The sequence below is a fragment of the Marinobacter sp. genome (assembly GCF_046484525.1).
Taxonomy (GTDB): domain Bacteria; phylum Pseudomonadota; class Gammaproteobacteria; order Pseudomonadales; family Oleiphilaceae; genus Marinobacter.
The window spans coordinates 11,938-30,037 of record NZ_JAWOIS010000080.1; the positions used below are offsets into that span (position 1 = coordinate 11,938).

General features: G+C 61.5%; 15 protein-coding genes and 1 other RNA gene. 15 read left to right on the plus strand and 1 reads right to left on the minus strand.

Features of this window, described 5'->3' with window-relative positions:
• Nucleotides 1-5: 5 nt before the first annotated feature.
• Nucleotides 6-1,892: a penicillin-binding protein activator gene (locus tag R6W86_RS16140; protein ID WP_410330381.1), complete on the minus strand. Its 1,887-nt coding sequence runs from the start codon at nucleotides 1,890-1,892 to the stop codon at nucleotides 6-8.
• Nucleotides 1,893-2,037: 145 nt separating this feature from the next.
• Here R6W86_RS16140 and rsmI point away from each other — a divergent pair, with 145 nt between their 5' ends.
• From rsmI to R6W86_RS16215, 15 genes are all read left to right on the plus strand, one after another.
• Nucleotides 2,038-2,922, plus strand: a complete 885-nt coding sequence (rsmI, locus tag R6W86_RS16145) for a 16S rRNA (cytidine(1402)-2'-O)-methyltransferase (protein WP_410330382.1) — start codon at nucleotides 2,038-2,040, stop codon at nucleotides 2,920-2,922.
• 54 nt (nucleotides 2,923-2,976) lie between these two features.
• Nucleotides 2,977-3,326, plus strand: an RNA gene (rnpB, locus tag R6W86_RS16150) — RNase P RNA component class A.
• A gap of 299 nt (nucleotides 3,327-3,625) precedes the next feature.
• Nucleotides 3,626-4,078 (plus strand): division/cell wall cluster transcriptional repressor MraZ, encoded by a 453-nt coding sequence (mraZ, locus tag R6W86_RS16155; protein ID WP_410330383.1) that lies wholly within the window; start codon nucleotides 3,626-3,628, stop codon nucleotides 4,076-4,078.
• A complete protein-coding gene (gene rsmH, locus R6W86_RS16160) occupies nucleotides 4,075-5,058 on the plus strand; it encodes a 16S rRNA (cytosine(1402)-N(4))-methyltransferase RsmH (protein ID WP_410330384.1) in 984 nt (327 codons plus the stop codon). Before mraZ ends, rsmH begins: the two co-directional genes overlap by 4 nt.
• A 2-nt stretch (nucleotides 5,059-5,060) precedes the next feature.
• The gene (gene ftsL / locus R6W86_RS16165) at nucleotides 5,061-5,465 is read left to right on the plus strand and encodes a cell division protein FtsL (RefSeq protein ID WP_410330385.1); all 405 of its coding nucleotides are present in this window, start codon (nucleotides 5,061-5,063) and stop codon (nucleotides 5,463-5,465) included.
• A gap of 41 nt (nucleotides 5,466-5,506) precedes the next feature.
• Complete coding sequence (locus R6W86_RS16170; protein WP_410330386.1) at nucleotides 5,507-7,246, plus strand: peptidoglycan D,D-transpeptidase FtsI family protein; 1,740 nt, start codon at nucleotides 5,507-5,509, stop codon at nucleotides 7,244-7,246.
• 4 nt (nucleotides 7,247-7,250) lie between these two features.
• Nucleotides 7,251-8,735, plus strand: coding sequence for a UDP-N-acetylmuramoyl-L-alanyl-D-glutamate--2,6-diaminopimelate ligase (locus tag R6W86_RS16175; protein WP_410330387.1), 1,485 nt, complete (start codon nucleotides 7,251-7,253; stop codon nucleotides 8,733-8,735).
• Complete coding sequence (murF, locus tag R6W86_RS16180) at nucleotides 8,732-10,108, plus strand: UDP-N-acetylmuramoyl-tripeptide--D-alanyl-D-alanine ligase (RefSeq protein ID WP_410330388.1); 1,377 nt, start codon at nucleotides 8,732-8,734, stop codon at nucleotides 10,106-10,108. The genes R6W86_RS16175 and murF overlap by 4 nt, the downstream gene beginning before the upstream one ends.
• Nucleotides 10,108-11,193 carry a phospho-N-acetylmuramoyl-pentapeptide-transferase gene (gene mraY / locus R6W86_RS16185; RefSeq protein WP_372987205.1) on the plus strand — a complete coding sequence of 362 codons (1,086 nt, stop codon included), beginning with the start codon at nucleotides 10,108-10,110 and terminating at the stop codon, nucleotides 11,191-11,193. The genes murF and mraY overlap by 1 nt, the downstream gene beginning before the upstream one ends.
• A gap of 15 nt (nucleotides 11,194-11,208) precedes the next feature.
• On the plus strand, nucleotides 11,209-12,549 hold the full coding sequence (murD, locus tag R6W86_RS16190) for a UDP-N-acetylmuramoyl-L-alanine--D-glutamate ligase (protein WP_410330389.1): 1,341 nt from the start codon (nucleotides 11,209-11,211) through the stop codon (nucleotides 12,547-12,549).
• The gene (ftsW, locus tag R6W86_RS16195; protein WP_410330390.1) at nucleotides 12,549-13,748 is read left to right on the plus strand and encodes a putative lipid II flippase FtsW; all 1,200 of its coding nucleotides are present in this window, start codon (nucleotides 12,549-12,551) and stop codon (nucleotides 13,746-13,748) included. The genes murD and ftsW overlap by 1 nt, the downstream gene beginning before the upstream one ends.
• Nucleotides 13,741-14,826, plus strand: coding sequence for an undecaprenyldiphospho-muramoylpentapeptide beta-N-acetylglucosaminyltransferase (gene murG, locus R6W86_RS16200; RefSeq protein ID WP_410330391.1), 1,086 nt, complete (start codon nucleotides 13,741-13,743; stop codon nucleotides 14,824-14,826). The genes ftsW and murG overlap by 8 nt, the downstream gene beginning before the upstream one ends.
• Complete coding sequence (gene murC, locus R6W86_RS16205) at nucleotides 14,819-16,264, plus strand: UDP-N-acetylmuramate--L-alanine ligase (protein ID WP_410330392.1); 1,446 nt, start codon at nucleotides 14,819-14,821, stop codon at nucleotides 16,262-16,264. The genes murG and murC overlap by 8 nt, the downstream gene beginning before the upstream one ends.
• Nucleotides 16,257-17,237, plus strand: coding sequence for a D-alanine--D-alanine ligase (locus R6W86_RS16210; RefSeq protein ID WP_410330393.1), 981 nt, complete (start codon nucleotides 16,257-16,259; stop codon nucleotides 17,235-17,237). The genes murC and R6W86_RS16210 overlap by 8 nt, the downstream gene beginning before the upstream one ends.
• Nucleotides 17,230-18,069, plus strand: a complete 840-nt coding sequence (locus tag R6W86_RS16215; protein ID WP_410330394.1) for a cell division protein FtsQ/DivIB — start codon at nucleotides 17,230-17,232, stop codon at nucleotides 18,067-18,069. The genes R6W86_RS16210 and R6W86_RS16215 overlap by 8 nt, the downstream gene beginning before the upstream one ends.
• The last annotated feature ends 31 nt before the right edge of the window (nucleotides 18,070-18,100 follow it).

An 18,100-nucleotide genomic window follows, 5' to 3' on the forward strand; every position in this document is an offset into this window, starting at 1 on the left:
CTGGTTCAGATTGTCCCGGGTTGACGCGCATTCTGGCCGTCAGAGTTACGGGTCGGTGTCTGCTCATCTTCCGAAACCTGCTGTTCAGGCAGGAGTTCCGGTGAGCCCTTGCTGAATCGGGCCCAGAGCTGTCTTCGGTGAATGCTGCCCTGGCGGGTCATGGTCAGAACACCGGTCTGGCCGTCAATGGAGGCGGAATCAAGCTGGCGCAGCAAAGGCAGGCGTTTGCTGAGCTGCCAGGCGTCCGCGCCCATGGCAAATAGTCTGCCCAGCTGGCCCTGGGTACCCTTCAGGTGTTCCCGGGCCTGGGCCCGGAGCTCGTTATTCTCTCCGAGAACCCAGGGAATGTCGGTGAAAATGACATCATTGAGGTCGCGGTCGCGAGAGGGGTTGGGGCTGCCACCGTATACAATCGAAGGGGAGTACACCGGCAGGTCGCCGCCAAAGTAGAAGGCAAACAGTGGTTTGAACTGACGGGCAACGGTGGGCTCGGCCACCATCACGATGGCATCCGCATCCTGACGCCGACGAGCTTCGAATTCCACGTCAATGCCAATGGTGCGCTCAGCCTGGATGGCACGATTGCGGGAAGCCGTGATCCCCAGCAGGTCGGCGGTGACAGTACGCAGGTTGTCTTCCGGGAAAAAGCGCTCGATATCAAGGGCAATACCATTGCGTTGCTGCAGCCTGGATAGCAGAGTACGTTCCACCCGGTCTCCCCACTCGCCCTGGGGAATCAGCATCAATACATGATCAAGGCCCTCGTCGATGAGGCGATCTGCAATCTGGCGGGCCTCGTCTTCGGCGGAGAGGCCATACTGGTAAAGGCCATCCGGCACCGTCGCGTCTTCCGGCAGATAGTTCAAGCCCAGGGCCGGAACGGGAAGTGTGTTCATGTCGGCAAGCTCTGCGAGTGCTTCCTTCTCCAGGGGGCCGACGATCAGGTCAAAACCGCCGGATAACAACTCACTGTACAGTTGTGCGAAATCCTCGCCGGAGGTGTTGATGACGCGAATATCGGTCTTGCCGCGGTCCGCGGACTGGTCCATGTAATAGGCCGAGAGGAAACCATCCCGGATTGCTTTCCCGGCGCTGGCAAAGGGCCCCTCGAGTGGCAGCGCCAGCGCGATCTTCTCCGGCCGGCTGGTCGCGAGTGTGGCGATCAGCTGCAGCTCTGACGGCGGCACCTGGGCTGCTGGGTGTCCTGGCCAGTTGTTCTGCCAGCCGCGCACAATGCGCCCCTGCTCGTCCAGGTTGGTACCCGGTTCCCGGACCAGAGCGGCGAGTTCCAGCCAGCCCTGGTTCTCATAGCCGATCGCCTTTGCACTGGCATTGGCCAGTTCCTGGTCTGACAGGGCTTGGAGCAGTTGCCAGATCCGGTCGTGCAGCTGTTGTATATCCGCCCCGGGGTCGGTCTGCGCCAGCAGCATCAGTGTCATTGCAGCGGCCACGCGGTCCCCGGCAAGCTCATAGGTCCGGGACTGAAGATCTGCCGCACCGGCCATCTGGTCCGGCGCGAACTCAAGGAATGCGTCCGGGGTGAGTCCTGCCACTATGGTTTTCGCCCATTTGCTGTCGTCGAGGGCCGTGGCGCTGATCATTGCCAGTCGGCGCTTTTCGCCTTCCAGGCCCTGGGCCATCTGGTCCAGTTGAGCGCTTTCGAGTATGGTGCGTGCGTCCTCGTGGTTACGCTGACTCTGGAAACGACTGGCAATCCGCAGCAGGTATTGTTGCGCGGTTGTTCGGTTGTCTTCACCGGCGGCAAGCTCAAGCGCTTCGCTCGGGGTCTGGGCAACATGGGAATCCAGGTTTACCGTCGCGCACCCGGACAACAGCAGGAACACCGACAGAACACTGGCCAGAATAGGCTGGTTGATAGACTTCTTGATCATGACAAGCTTGACTCACTCCGGATGATTGGGCTTGAGACGCCGCATTAACGGTGGCAAGTTTAACAGCTCCGGGGGTAATTCACATGACCACGCTGTCATGCTCCGATACCAAAACAGGCATAGGGTGCAAAGATTGGCTAGAGAAATGGCGAACGCATCGAAAGAAAGCGGGCAGGCAGGTGATGGGTCGGGCACACTGTATATCGTGGCAACGCCCATCGGCAATCTTGAGGATTTGTCCCCGCGGGCGGAAAAAGTTCTGTCATCGGTGGCGGTTGTCGCCGCCGAGGATACCCGTCACAGCGGCCGACTGCTTCAACACCTCGGCCTTCGCAAGCCAATGATAGCCCTGCACGAACATAACGAGCGTGAGCGGGTTGCCCAAGTGCTGAAGGAGTTGCAGGCGGGAAAGGATCTCGCCCTGATCTCCGACGCTGGCACGCCGCTCATTTCTGATCCGGGATATGTTGTGGTTCGCGAGGCGAGGGCACTGGGAATCCGGGTCAGTCCGATTCCGGGCCCATGTGCCCTGGTGACTGCTCTGAGCGCTGCCGGGCTGCCTACCGACCGCTTCCTTTTTGCCGGCTTCCTGCCGGCCAAACGCACCGGCAGAAAAGCCGCACTGGAAGCCCTCAGGCGAGAGCAGGCAACGCTGGTATTTTACGAGTCACCCCACCGGATTCTGGATACCCTGGCAGATCTTGTCGCAATGCTGGGCAGTGAGCGGGAGCTGGTACTGGGGCGAGAGCTGACCAAAACCTTCGAGACTTTCTACAGCGGTACCGCTGAGGATGTGCTCGCAGAGCTGCAGGCGGACCCCCATGGCAGTAAGGGGGAATTCGTTGTAGTTGTGCGGGGCGCGGAGGCCTCTGGCGAGGCTGGGGAGGAATCCGGGCTGGATGTGGACAAGCTGCTGGTATTGCTCCTGGCCGAGCTCCCGGTAAAGAAGGTGGCGAAGATCGTTGCCGAGCTGACGGGTGGCTCCAAGAACGAATTGTATCAGCAGGCGCTCAGGCTCAAGGCCAGCTGACCGGCCGGGCAGGTTTTCCTTGCATGGCAGGAAGGGGCAGAGTATTGTCACGCCCGAGCTCGCCAGACAGTCGCCGCCGGTCCGCCGGGGGAGGAAAGTCCGGGCTCCGCAGGGCAAGGTGCCAGGTAACGCCTGGGCGGCGTGAGCCGACGGAAAGTGCAACAGAAAGTATACCGCCTAAGCGCCTCCGGGCGCCGGTAAGGGTGAAATGGTGCGGTAAGAGCGCACCGCGTGGCTGGCAACAGTCCACGGCGATGGTAAACCCCACCTGGAGCAAGACCAAATAGGAATCCAATGGCGTGGCCCGCGCTGGATTCGGGTAGGTTGCTTGAGGCTTGTGGTGACGCAGGCCCTAGATGAATGACTGTCCAAGACAGAACCCGGCTTATCGGCGAGCTCTCCTTTCCTTTCTGTGAAGTGTGCAATTCTCAAGACTGATTCTTTATAGCCAAAAAATCTTAAACCTAACTCGCCATCTTCAGAACTATCCGCAGGTGTTTGATTTCCTTTCGTTTCTTTTCCGTAATATCGCCCATCAGGTAAATCTTCGCTCGTAACCTATTGTCATAAAAGGAACTTTTGCAAGACCGACGCCATTTGCGGCGCTTGCATTGTGTAATGCGTGTTTCTATAGTGTGCAGAAGTGGGAAAAAGTGGTTTCTAGTGGTTTTTTGTGGTTTTCAGCTACCCCGAGACGGTGTGAATGAGCAATTTTCTGGGCAGTCATGCCATCAACATGGATGCGAAGGGTCGCCTGGCGATCCCCTCCAAGGTCCGCGAGGAGCTCTCGCAGGTCTGTGGTGGCCGCATCGTGGTGACGGCCAATGCTGACGAAGAGCGCTGTCTTCTGGTGTATCCGGAGCCAGAGTGGGAGGTCCTGCGTCCCAAGATTGAAGCCCTGCCCAACATGAACAAGGCCGCCAGGCGGCTGCAGCGTTTGTTGCTCGGTAATGCTGCACTCATGGAGCTGGACTCCGCGGGTCGAATCCTGATTCCCCCCACACTTCGAAGCTACGCCCATCTGGAGAAGAAGCTCATGCTGATCGGTCAGGGCAAAAAACTGGAGCTCTGGAGCGAGGAGCGCTGGTTCGCCTGGCTGGACGAGTCGTCAGGCGATGACGACATGCCGCCGGAAATGGAGGCGCTTTCACTATGACTTCCGAGCACAACCAGAAGGACGGAGCGGATTACGCCCATCGCTCGGTGCTTCTGGATTCGGCGGTCGATTATCTCGTTGGCGACCCCGACGGCAGATACGTGGATGGCACTTTCGGCCGCGGCGGCCATAGCCGGCTGATCCTGGAACGTCTGGGCCCCAAAGGCCATCTCCTCGGATTCGACAAGGATCCCGAGGCGATCCGGGTCGCCGAGGCCCTGGCAGCCGAAGATCCACGCTTCTCCTGGTTCCATGGCTCTTTCGCCGAACTTGCTCTCGCGATGGCTCGACGTGACTGGGATGAAATTGACGGGCTGCTGCTGGATCTGGGGGTGTCTTCTCCCCAGCTGGATGACCCGTCCCGGGGCTTTAGTTTCATGCGTGACGGGCCGCTGGATATGCGCATGAATCCGAATCAGTCGCCGAGCGCCGCAGAGTGGCTGGCCAGTGCCGATGAGAAGGACATTGCAGACGTCATCTGGCGATACGGAGAGGAAAGATTTTCCCGCCGTATCGCCCGCCTCGTTGTGGCGCGCCGTCAGGAAGTGCCCATCGAGACCACAAGGCAGTTGGCGGAGCTGGTCAGTGAAGCCGTACCGAAAAAGGAAAAACACAAGCATCCGGCGACCCGGACTTTCCAGGCTATCCGCATCTATATCAACCGGGAGCTGGAGGATCTGGAGGTCTGTTTGCAGGCGACGGCCGAGCGGCTGGCCCCTGGCGGCAGGCTGGTTGTGATCAGTTTCCATTCCCTTGAGGACCGGTTGGTAAAGCGGTTCATGCGGGATTTGGCGCGGGGGCCGAAGCTGCCCCGGGGAATACCGGTTACCGCCGATGAGGAACAGTCGGCGTTCCGGCTGGTGGGAAAGGCCGCCAAGGCCGGAGCAGAGGAAATCAGCGACAACGTCCGGGCCCGCAGTGCAGTGATGCGGGTACTTGAGCGAATCGACAGAAACGATAAAACGCAGGGGAGCGCGTGATCATGGGCGCGGTAGCCATAGAACAACCGGTCAAGACGACCCGGCTGAACAAGCAGAGGGTTCGCGATGGCGCTGCCACCGCGGTGCGAATTTCACAGCAGGTGTTCGATGCTACCCGCCAGAAGCGGGTGCTGGTTTCTCTAGGGCTGATGGCTGTGCTGGTGGCGTCGTCCATCGGCGTGGTAGTGAGCGCCCACGAGAACCGGGAGTTGTTCAACACTCTGTCCCAGCTGCAGGCGCAGCGTGATCAGTACCAGAGAGAATGGAACCAGTTGCTGCTCGAGCAGAGTGCGCTCAGTGCCCACGGACGTGTGGAAGCTCTCGCCTCCGAACGACTGGGGATGGTTGTTCCGGGCCGCGAGGATATTGTCCTGGTGCCGCTGAGTTCGCCGGCATCGATCCGGTAAGCCGATAACAACAACATTCACAAAACGTCAGGGTGGTCGAATTGTCCGATCAGGGAACACAGACAACGTGGGGCCAACGTGTGGCTGCAGGGCTCAAAGCCTGGCGGTTCGGCACTATGCTGTGTGTCTTCCTGCTGGTGATTGCGGCCCTGGCGTGGCGGCTCGTGGACCTGCATGTAGTGGACAACGAGTTCCTGCGTAAGCAGGGGGACGTGAGAACCATCCGTGTCGAGACCATCGATGCCCACCGTGGCGTTATCAGTGACCGTCATGGTGAGCCGTTGGCGGTCAGCACCCCGGTTCAGACGATCTGGGCCAACCCCTCGGAAGCCGATCCGGACGAGCCCCGGCTGACTAATCTGGCGCGCCTGCTGGATATCAGTGAGGCCCGGTTGCGTGAGCGGCTCCGGGATTACGCCGGTCGGGAATTCATTTATCTGCGCCGCAAGGTTCAGCCCTCGCTTGCCCGGGACGCAATGGCGCTGGACATCAATGGCATCTACAGTCGGCAGGAATACCGTCGTTACTACCCGGCAGGGGAAGTGACCGCTCACGTCGTCGGTTTTACCAACATTGATGAGCAGGGCCAGGAAGGCATTGAGCTGGCATACAACGACTGGCTCTCCGGAGAGTCCGGGCGCAAGCGGGTACTCAAGGACAATCGTGGCAGAGTGATCAAGGATCTGACCCTTATCCGGGATGCTCAGCCGGGACAGCAGGTCGAACTGAGTCTCGACCTCCGTCTACAGTACCTGGCGTATCGTGAGCTGAAAGCGGTGGTCAATGCCCACAAGGCACGCGGCGGTACCCTGGTCATGCTGGATGTGGACACCGGTGAGGTTCTGGCAATGGTCAATCAGGGCTCCTACAACCCTAATGACAGGAGCCAGCTGGCGGCAGAAAACCTGCGCAACAAAGCCATTACCGATTTGTTTGAGCCTGGCTCGACCATGAAACCGATTACCATGGCGGCAGCCCTTGAGTCTGGTCTTTATGAGCCTGGTGATACCGTCGATACTTCCCCCGGCTTTCGCCGATTCGGCCGTTTTACCATCCGTGACCACCGCAATTACGGCGTCCTGGATCTCAGCGGCATAATTGTCAAATCCAGTAACGTTGGAATCAGCAAGATCGCCTCAGAAATCGGTGGTGACGTGATTCGAGATCTTTTTAGCCGCTTGGGGTTGGGGCAGCCCACCGGCGTGGGCTTTCCGGGCGAAGCCGTCGGGGTGTTGCCAGCTCCGCCCAAGTGGCGTCCGGTGGAGGAGGCCGCCCTGTCCTATGGCTACGGCATGAGCGTCAATGCCCTGCAATTGGCACAGGCCTACATGGTTCTGGCCAATGGCGGCATCCGGTATCCGTTGAGCCTGCTCAAGGTGGATGATCCACCCCGGGGCCAGCGGGTGCTTTCCGAGGGTGTGGCACACGAGGTCCGGCAAATGCTTGGGCAGGTTGTCGAGAAGGGCACCGGTACCCGCGCCCAACCCGGCTTTTACTCCGCCGGCGGCAAGACGGGAACTGTTCATCTCGTCGGCGCCCAGGGGTATGAAGACAGCCAGTACAAGGCGATTTTTGCCGGTATGGCACCGATTGATAATCCGAGGGTCGTTACCGTTGTGGCCGTTGATGCGCCGCAGTCCGGGGAATACTACGGCGGTGAGGTTGCCGCTCCGGTGTTCGCCCGAGTGATGAGTGACGCACTGCGACTGCTGAATGTGAAGCCTGAACTGGAAGTCACCGGCCCGCCTGGCGAGCCGGTGACGACCGGTGAGCGAGGTTAATCCTATGTGCATCGCATCTCTCAGCACTCTGTTGCATGGCATTGTCGAGGTGCCGTCGGTCTTCGATGTCACCATTCACGGGCTGAAGACCGACAGCCGCGAGGTTCGGTCCGGTGACGCCTTCGTAGCCCTGGCGGGAGCGCGAACGCCGGCGGATTTTTATGTCGATAAGGCCATTGAGGCCGGCGCGACTGTGGTGTTGCAGGAATCGGCCTTGGCGGGCGAGTGTGCCGAGCGTCATGGCGCACTGATCGTGCCGGTGGTCGCGTTGCGGCAGCAGTTGGGCCGCTTGGCTGACCGGTTTTTTGAACACCCCTCGCAACGACTGCGACTGGTTGGTGTCACCGGTACCAATGGCAAGACGTCGGTCTCCCAGTACATTGCGCGCCTGTTGAAGGATACCGGAACCCCCTGTGGCGTAATCGGCACGCTTGGCTACGGTATGCCAGACGCCCTTCAGCCGGCGACTCACACGACCCCGGATGTGGTTCAGGTCAATCGGGTATTGTCCCGGATCCTGGCCCAGGGTGGCCGGGCTGCCGCCATGGAAGTGTCTTCCCATGCACTTGACCAGGGCCGGGTGGACAAGCTCACCGTGACCGGTGCGGTCTTCACCAACCTGACCCGCGATCACCTGGATTACCACGGGTCGATGGAAGCCTATGGTGCCGCCAAGGCCAAGCTGTTCGAGCGTGAGGAACTGCACTTTGCGGTGATCAATTTTGACGATCCGTTCGGGCGCCAGCTGTATGGCCAGCTGGAGGGCAAGTGCGACCGGGTCAGGTACAGCCTGCACGAGGCCCAGACTGAGCTCTGGCTGCGGGAATTCCGACCGACCGACGAGGGATTCGAGGCGTCGGTTGATGGCGAATGGGGCGCATTTGATATCCGCGTTCCCCTGATGGGCAGCTTCAATGCCAGTAATGTGCTGGCTGCCATGTCTGCGGTTCTGAGCCTTGGCGTACCTGTTGAGCGGGTTCGGGACGCTGTTGCCCGGCTGGTACCACCTCCGGGGCGTCTGGAGCCGTTTATCGGAAACAACGGTGTCCGGGTCGTGGTGGATTACGCCCACACGCCGGATGCCCTGTCCAATGCCTTGTCAGCGCTTCGTCCCCATGTGACGGGCCGGCTGATCTGTGTGTTCGGCTGCGGTGGTGACCGTGACGCCGGCAAGCGCCCCGAAATGGCCCTGGAGGCCGAGCAGCTTGCCGACGAGGTCATTGTCACTGATGACAATCCTCGCACTGAGACTCCCGCGGCGATCGTCCGGGATATCATGGCCGGCTTTGCCAGTCCCGAGCGCGTGACGGTCATCCATGACCGCGCAGAGGCTATCCAGACTGCAATTGCCATGGCAAGGCCGGATGACCTGGTGTTGGTTGCCGGAAAGGGGCATGAGGCCTACCAGGAAGTCGCCGGTCAGAAACTGCCCTTCAGCGATGCCGAGCAGGTCAGGCATTGTCTGAAGCTTAATGGAGGTGTGGCATGATGCGCGCCTTTTCGCTGGCCGAGGCCTGGGACTGGACTGGCGCCCGGTGCGCCACGCAGGCACTGGAGGCTGTCCGGTTTGAAGGCGTATCGACCGATACCCGGACGCTGGCAAAAGGAGATCTGTTCGTTGCCCTTCGCGGTGAGAACTTTGATGGGCACCGGTTCCTGGCCAAGGCACAGGAGGCTGGTGCGGTGGCCGTGGTGGTGGATACCGCGGACAGCAGTATCAGCATCCCCCAGCTTGTCGTCCGGGATACGGTTGAAGCACTGGCCCGGCTGGCGGAGGGCAACCGCAATGAAAGCCGTGTGCAGCTGGTGGCTGTCACCGGAAGCAGCGGCAAGACCACAGTCCGGGAGATGACCGCGGCGGTGCTGTCGCGGATGGGACCGACCCTGGCAACCGAGGGCAACTTGAACAATCACATCGGGGTGCCGCTGACGCTGTTCCGGCTGTCCCCTGAACACCGGTTTGCCGCCATCGAACTGGGCGCTAGTGGCCTGGGCGAAATCGCCCACACCGTGGCGGTAGCCAGGCCACAGGTAGTGATTCTGACCAACGCCGGCCAGGCTCACCTGGAAGGGTTCGGGAGCTACGAAAACATTGTCCGGGCCAAGGGCGAGATCATTGAAGGCGTCACCGAGGGTGGACTTGTGGTTCTGAACCGGGATGACCCCGCTTTCGACCAGTGGCTGGCGCGGGCAGGAGATCGCCGTGTGGTCAGTGTCAGCCGCCTCGGACATCCGGAAGCGGATTACCAGGTCACGGATGCCGAATTGTCCGGCCCCGGGCAGCAACTGACGGTGACCGGCCCTGATGGCTGGTCCCGCACGCTGACGCTCTCGCTTCCGGGAGAACATAACCGGAGTAATGCCCTGATGGCGATCGCCGCGACCCGGGAGCTGGGCGCCACCGATCAGCAGCTGGAGGACGGACTGGCCGGCATCCAGGCGGTCAAGGGTCGTCTTCAGGTGCTGGATCTGGGTCGGGGATTGACCCTGATCGATGACAGTTACAACGCCAACCCGGCGTCCATGAAAGCCGCGGTGGCAGTTCTTGCTGAGCGGACTGGTCAGCGGGTGGCGGTCTTTGGCGCCATGGCCGAGCTGGGGCCGGATGCCCGTGCCCTGCACGCCGAAGTGGGAGCCGCCGCGAAGGAAGGGGGCATCGATCGCCTGATGGTGGTGGGTTCCGGCTGTGAAGGTTATGTGGATGGATTCGGGCCGGAAGCCGAGCAGTTTCCGACCCATGAAGCGGCAGTGGATAGCATCGTCAGTACCCTGGGTCCTGAAATCACCGTGCTGGTGAAGGGTTCTCGCAGTTCCGCCATGGATCGCGTGGTGGAGGGAATTAAAGAAAAGGTGAATAACTAATGCTGCTCTGGCTGACAGAGGTTCTATCGCAATATTTTTCCGAACTGACGGTGTTTCAGTACCTGACGCTGCGCGCGATTCTGGGGATTCTGACGGCACTGCTGATCTCGCTCATTATCGGGCCGATGATGATCCGCAAGCTCAGCCAGTACCAGATCGGCCAGGCGGTTCGGGATGACGGTCCCCAGACCCACCTCAGCAAGGCGGGCACGCCGACCATGGGCGGCGCGCTGATCCTGGTGGCCATTGCCGTGAGTACCTTGCTGTGGGCTGACCTGACCAACCGTTATGTGTGGATCACCCTGCTGGTCACCATGCTGTTTGGCGCCATTGGCTGGGTTGATGACTATCGCAAGGTGGTGGAGCGTAATCCGCGGGGCCTACCGGCGAAATGGAAATACTTCTGGCAGTCGGTAATCGGCGCTGGTGCGGCAATTTTCCTGTATTTCAGCTCCGCACTGCCCCAGGAGACCTCGCTGTACCTGCCGTTTGTGAAGAACGTCTCGCTGACCCTGGGGCCGGTGCTGTTCATCCTGCTCAGTTATTTCGTAATCGTGGGTAGCAGTAATGCGGTGAACCTGACCGACGGCCTCGATGGTCTGGCGATCATGCCGACGGTCATGGTCGCAGGGGCCCTGGCGGTATTCGCTTATGTCTCCGGGCATGCGCAATTTGCCAATTACCTGCTGATTCCCCATCTGCCGGGAACCGGCGAGCTCATTATCTTCTGTGGCTCCCTGGTGGGAGCGGGTCTGGGCTTTCTGTGGTTCAACACCTATCCAGCCCAGGTATTCATGGGCGATGTGGGTGCGCTGGCCCTGGGGGCGGCACTCGGTGTGGTGGCGGTCATCGTGCGCCAGGAAATCGTGCTGTTCATCATGGGCGGGGTCTTCGTGATGGAGACTATCTCGGTGATTCTGCAGGTGGCCTCGTTCCGCCTGACCGGCCGCCGGATTTTCCGGATGGCGCCGCTGCACCATCATTTTGAATTGAAAGGCTGGCCAGAACCCCGCGTTATCGTGCGGTTCTGGGTGGTCACTGTGGTTCTGGTCCTGATTGGACTGGCCAGTCTGAAGATACGATAGGGTAACGCTACGGCTATGAGTGTCATTGCTTCGGATCGTCGCACATTAGTGGTAGGGCTCGGCAAGACCGGGCTCTCGTGTGTGCGCTACCTGTCCGGACAGGGGCGGGAGGTCGCAGTGGCGGACAGCCGCACCGCGCCGCCTGGCCTGGATGAGCTGCGTTCGAACTGGCCGGAGGTGCCGGTTCACCTGGGGGCGTTCGATGCCGAACTGTTCGCCGGGTTCAATGAGCTGGTGGTCAGCCCGGGCATCAGCATAGCCGAGCCGGCCATCGCAGGCGCGGCCGAGCGCGGCGCCCGGATCCGGGGCGATATCGACCTGTTCGCCGAGGCGGCGGATGCGCCGATCATTGCCATCACCGGTTCCAACGGCAAGACCACGGTCACCACGCTGGTCGGCGAGATGGCGAAGGCGGCCGGGCGCAAGGTGGAAGTCGGAGGCAACATCGGCACCCCGGCCCTGGACCTGCTTGGACGCAGCGCCGAGCTCTACGTGCTGGAGCTGTCCAGTTTCCAGCTGGAGACCACTGACGAGCTGAATGCCCTGGCTGCCACGGTTCTGAATGTCAGCGATGACCACATGGACCGTTATCCGAACAAGATGGCCTACTTCCAGGCCAAGCAGCGGATTTTCCGGGGTGCCAGGAATGCCATCGTCAACCTGGATGATGCACTGAGCACACCCATGGCCCGCGATACCCTGCGGTTCCTGTGTTTTGGTTTTCACCGGGTGAACCCGGACACCTTCAGTACCCGGGACGACGACCAGGGTACCTGGATCACCTTCGGGTTCGACAACCTGCTGCTCACCAGTGAGCTCCGGCTGCTGGGCCGCCACAACGTCAGCAATGTCATGGCAGCGCTCGCCCTTGGGCACGCAGCTGGCTTCCCGATGGACGTGATGCTGCAGGTGGCCCGCGAGTTTCGGGGGCTGCCCCACCGCTGCGAGTTCGTTCGCAGTTTCGAGGGCGTTGACTACATCAATGACTCCAAGGGCACCAACGTGGGGGCTACGGTGGCGGCCATCGAGAGTCTGGCCCCGGAGCAGGGCAAGGTGGTGCTGATTGCAGGCGGTGATGGCAAGGGGGCCGACTTCGCGCCCCTGGAGGCACCGGTCGCGCTGTATTGCCGGGCGGTGGTGGTGATCGGCTCGGATGCAGACCGGATAGCCGATGCCATTGGTAGCGGCATGCCGACAGTGCGGGCCGGGACCCTGAGCGAAGCGGTTTCGGCCGCCCGGAAAGAGGCCCGGCCGGGTGACCGGGTGCTGCTGTCACCGGCGTGTGCCAGTTTTGACATGTTCTGCGACTATCTGGATCGCGGTGACCAGTTCCGAACCCTGGTGGAGGCGCTCTGATGTCTGCCGGAATCAGCCTTCCGACCCGCAACAGCTGGCTGGGTGAAATCCAGCCTCTGCCGGTGCTGGTGATCAGTGCGGCAGCGTTGCTGGTGGTCGGTGTGGTGATGATTTCATCCGCATCCATGGACATGGCGGCGGAAACCATGGGTAACAGTTACCACTATGTGATCCGCCAGTTGCTGTTCGCCGCCATGGGCGGTGCCCTGGCTCTGGTGGCGGTCAATGTGCCGGTTGCCTGGTGGGAACGTAGTGGCTGGTTGCTGCTGGGCATCGGTCTGCTGGTGCTGGTGCTGGTACTGACGCCCATGGGGCGCACGGTTAATGGATCCACTCGGTGGATCCCGTTTGGCCTATTCAACGTGCAGGTGTCCGAGGTGGCAAAACTGTGTCTGATTGCCTACCTCGCCGGTTACGTGGTGCGCCGGCGGGACGAGCTGCTCAATACCTGGCCCGGCTTCCTGAAGCCGCTGGTGGTGTTGGGGGTGGCCTCGGTCCTGCTGGTTATCCAGCCGGATTTTGGTGCCACGGTGGTACTGGTGACGGCGGCGGCCGGCATGATCTTTCTCAGCGGTGTCCGGTTGACCCGGTTCTTGCCGTTGATCGCGATCCTGGTGGCCCTTGGCACCGTGCTGGTGCTGACACAGCCATACCGGCTGAAGCGGGTGGTGAGCTACCTGGATCCCTGGAAAGACCAGTTCGATACCGGATACCAGCTGACCCAGTCGCTGATTGCCTTCGGCCGTGGCGAGTGGGCCGGTGTTGGCCTGGGCAACTCGATCCAGAAGCTCTTCTATCTGCCTGAAGCCCATACCGACTTTATCTTCGCGATTATTGCCGAGGAATTTGGTCTGCTGGGGTCGTTGCTGGTACTGGCGTTGTTCACCGTCCTGGTGGTCTCGGGCTTCGTGATTGCCCGCCGGGCGGAGAAGGCTGAAATGCCGTTTGGCGCCTGTTTTGCCTATGGCCTGACGCTTCTGATCGGGCTGCAGGCCTGGATCAACATGGCGGTCAGCACCGGGCTGCTACCAACCAAGGGCCTGACCCTGCCATTGGTGAGTTATGGCGGTTCAAGCCTGATGATTACCTGTGTGTGCATTGGTGTACTCGTGCGCATTGAAATGGAACGGCTGGACAAGGTACGCGTGGCCAGTGAGAAAAACAGTTCAAGGAAACGGGGAGGGGCGGTGTATGACTGAGTCCCATCGCTTCCTGATAATGGCTGGCGGCACCGGGGGCCATGTGTTCCCGGCGCTGGCCACTGCCCGGGCCCTCGAGGCCAGGGGACATGAGGTTTATTGGCTGGGCGCCGCCGGCGGAATGGAGCAGAGACTGATCGGTGAAACCGACATCCGGTTGTCGCTCATCCACATCTCGGGCCTACGTGGCAAAGGCAAGCTGGCCCTGTTGCTGGCGCCGTTCCGCCTGATGCGGGCACTGGGAGAAGCCTTCACGGTCGTGCGGCAGATCCGTCCCGACTGTGTCGTCGGCATGGGCGGGTTCGTGACCGGTCCGGGCGGCCTGGCGGCCTGGCTCACCCGCACGCCGCTGGTGATCCACGAGCAGAATGCGATTGCCGGGATGACCAACCGGATTCTGGTGCGGTGTGCCGATACCGTGCTGGAAGCGTTTCCGGGGAGTTTCGGAGCCGATGTGGTGACCCGATGTACCGGTAACCCGGTGCGCGAGGACCTGGCCAGCCTGCCGGAGCCGGAAACCCGAATGGCGGGCCGGTCGGGCCAACTGCGGGTGCTGGTGGTCGGCGGCAGCCTCGGCGCCCGGGTGTTCAACCAGCAGTTGCCCGAGGCACTGGCTCTGATCCCGGAAGCGGAACGGCCGGAGGTGCGTCATCAGTGTGGTGAGAAGAACCTGGATGAAGCGAAAACCGCCTACGAGGCACAGGGTGTTACGGCCAGTATCGAGCCGTTTATCAGGGATATGGCTGAGGCTTACAGCTGGGCAGATGTGGTCATCTGTCGCTCGGGAGCGCTGACGGTCTCCGAGCTTTGCGCGGCGGGTATCGGTGCCGTACTGGTGCCGTTTCCCCATGCCGTGGATGACCACCAGACGGCCAATGCGAAGCAGATGGTGGATGCGAAGGCGGCGGTGCTGATTCCACAGCCAAAACTGACACCGGCAGTTCTGGCTGAAACCCTGCAAGACCTGGCAAAGGACCGGACCAGGGTCATGAATATGGCGAAGGCTGCACGAACGCTGGCCCGCCCGGATGCAACGGAGAGAGTCGTGAATTACTGTCTGGAGGCCGCCAATGGCTGATGCAACCAATCCGCCACTGGTCTATCAGGTGCCGGAAATGCGCCGGATTCGCCACATCCACTTTGTCGGGATCGGTGGCGCTGGCATGAGTGGTATCGCCGAGGTCCTTAAGAACCAGGGCTATGAGGTTTCCGGTTCCGATCTGAAGGAAGGATCGGTGACCGAACGGCTGAAATCCCTGGGTGTCGAGGTCCAGATCGGCCACCGTGAAGAGAACAGCGCACGGGCTGATGTGGTCGTGGTGTCCACTGCGGTCAAGTCGGACAACCCGGAAGTGGTGGCCGCACGGAACCGCAGGGTACCCATCGTGCCGCGGGCCGAGATGCTGGCGGAGATCATGCGTTACCGCCACGGTATTGCCGTGGCCGGCACCCATGGCAAGACCACGACCACCAGTCTGATTGCCTCGGTATTGGGTGAGGCGGGCCTTGATCCCACGTTCGTTATCGGTGGAAAGCTGAACAGTGCCGGAACCAACGCCCAGTTGGGTGGTTCCCGCTACCTGGTGGCGGAAGCGGATGAGAGCGATGCTTCTTTCCTGCACCTGACTCCGGTGATTTCCGTGGTAACCAACATCGAAGCCGACCACATGGATACCTATGGCGGTGATGTTGAGAAGCTGAAGCAGACCTTCGTCGATTTCCTCCACAATCTGCCGTTCTATGGCGTCGCCGTGATGTGTGTGGACGACGGCTATGTGCAGGAAATCATCCCGAGGATCTCCCGGGCCATCGTCACCTACGGTATTGACAACCCCGAGGCGGATTACCGGGCCGAGCAGATTACCTCCGATGGCCTTAAAATCCGTTTCGTGGTCAAACGCCCGGGTGGTCGCAGTGACCTGCCGGTGGAGTTGCGGATGCCGGGGCGCCATAACGTGCTCAATGCCCTGGCAGCCATTGCCGTTGCTACCGACGAAGGGGTGGCGGATGAGGCCATCTGCAAGGGGCTGGCCGGGTTTGCCGGCGTTGGCCGCCGGTTCCAGGTGTACGGCGATTACCAGACCCCGAAAGGCACCATCACCCTGGTAGACGATTACGGGCATCACCCGACCGAGGTGGAGGCGGTGATCCGTGCCGCCCATGATGCCTGGCCGGACCGCAGGCTGGTGATGTTATACCAGCCACACCGCTATACCCGCACCCGTGACCTCTACGAGGACTTCGTCCGGGTGCTGTCGGAAGTGGACGGTCTCCTTCTGATGGACGTGTATTCCGCCGGCGAACCGGCGATTCCGGGCGCGGATGGCCGCTCCCTGTGCCGGAGCATTCGCCAGCGGGGTAAGGTGGAGCCGGTGTTTGTCGAGGATAACAGCGAAATCGAGAGTCTGCTGGTCAATGTACTGCAGGATGGCGACCTGCTGATTACCCAGGGCGCCGGCGATATTGGTGGCGTGGCTGCCCGGCTGGCGGCAGCGGGAGTGATTTCTGGTGACTGATATGCACCACAACGAGATACAGGATTATCAGGCAGATCCGGAGCTGGTGAAGGCGCTGGGCCGGGTTGCCGTGTTCATGGGTGGCGATTCCGCCGAGCGCGACGTTTCTCTGAAGAGCGGCAGGGCTGTGCTGGCGGCCTTGCAGTCTGCCGGCGTGGACTCGTTTGGGGTAGATGTCCGGGGTTGTCTGCTAAAAACCGTTGAGGATCCGGATTTCGACCGGGTGTTTATTGCCCTGCATGGCCGTGGCGGCGAGGACGGAACACTGCAGGCAATCCTGTCCCAGGCCGGTATTCCCTACACCGGTAGCGCGATGCTGGCTTCAGCCCTGGCCATGGACAAGCTCCGCACCAAGTACGTGTTCGAAGGCTGCGGCCTGCCGACACCGAAATTCCGCGCGATGACCGCCGAGGACGATGCTGGCAGGATCATGGCCGAGCTGCGGCCGCCCCTGAGCGTCAAGCCGGCGCACGAGGGTTCAAGCATCGGCATCCGCAAGGTGCGGTCCGAATCCGAACTGGTAGAGGCCTATCGGGCTGCTGCGGAGATGGACGACCTGGTGTTGGTGGAGGAGTGGATCGAGGGGCCGGAATTCACCGTGAGCCTGTTGCAGGACCGGGCGCTTCCAGCCATTGGTCTGAGTGCCAGCACCGACCATGCGTTTTATGACTATGAGGCCAAGTACCTGGCCGACGACACCCATTACCGGATTCCCTGCGGGCTGGCGCCCGAGGATGAGCTGCGGCTCCAGCACCTTGCCCTGGACGCGTTCCGGGTAGTGGGCTGCCGGACCTGGGGCCGGGTGGATGTCATGCGGGATGCCGATGGCCGTTTCTGGCTGCTCGAGGTGAACACGGTGCCCGGCATGACCGACCACAGCCTGGTGCCGATGGCGGCACGGGCGGCAGGCATTGGATTTGATGAACTGGTCGTGCGGATACTCCGCGACACACTGGAGGATGCCAATGCTTGAGAACCTGCTGATCCGGAGTCGGACGTTTCCGTCCGAGCCCCCGCGGCGCCGGGGGGCAACGTCCCTCGGTCCCGAGCGGGACCGGTTTGGTGTTCTCAGGGGCATTCTGGCCGCCTTGCCCTGGCTGCAGGTGGGGCTGGGAGCCCTGATCGTATTATTGGCAGCTCTGGTGCCCTGGGGTACCGGTAAGGTTCTGGGCGCGATGGATCAGCAGATCCTGGCGATCGATGTGAACGGTGACTTTGTCGGGGACAGTCAGGTGGCCATTGAGCGTCAGGCAGGCAACTGGATCGGGAAAAGCTATTTTGCGACCGACCTGTCCGATATCAAGGAGGAGCTGGAGCAGCGCGCCTGGGTGGCTTCTGCCGCGGTTCGACGGGTCTGGCCTGATCGGCTGGTGATCGATATCCGGGAGAAGAAGCCGCTGGCGTACTGGACCGATGGTCGCCTGGTCAGCCGCACGGGCGAGCTGTTCAGACCGCCCAATCCCGAGGTGGCGGGCCGTCTGCCCCGTTTGGCAGGTCCGGACGAGCGGGTACGGGAGGTGATCCGGACGGCGCAGACCATGAACGATCGGCTGGTCAGTCACGGACTGGGCTTCGCCGGCCTGGCACTGGAGGCCCGGGGCGCCTGGACCCTCACCCTCGCGAACGGCATCGAGGTGGTGCTGGGAAGAGATCAGGTCGATGAGCGCTTTGAGCGTTTCATGACAGTTTATGAAACCCGGCTGGCCTCCCGCTCGGACGAAGTCAGCAGGGTGGATGCCCGCTACACCAATGGTGTGGCGGTGCAGTGGAAGCAGGCAGTTGAGGCTTCCGGACCGAAATCATAGCAATTTAACGACAGACCAACGGTTTGGTGGA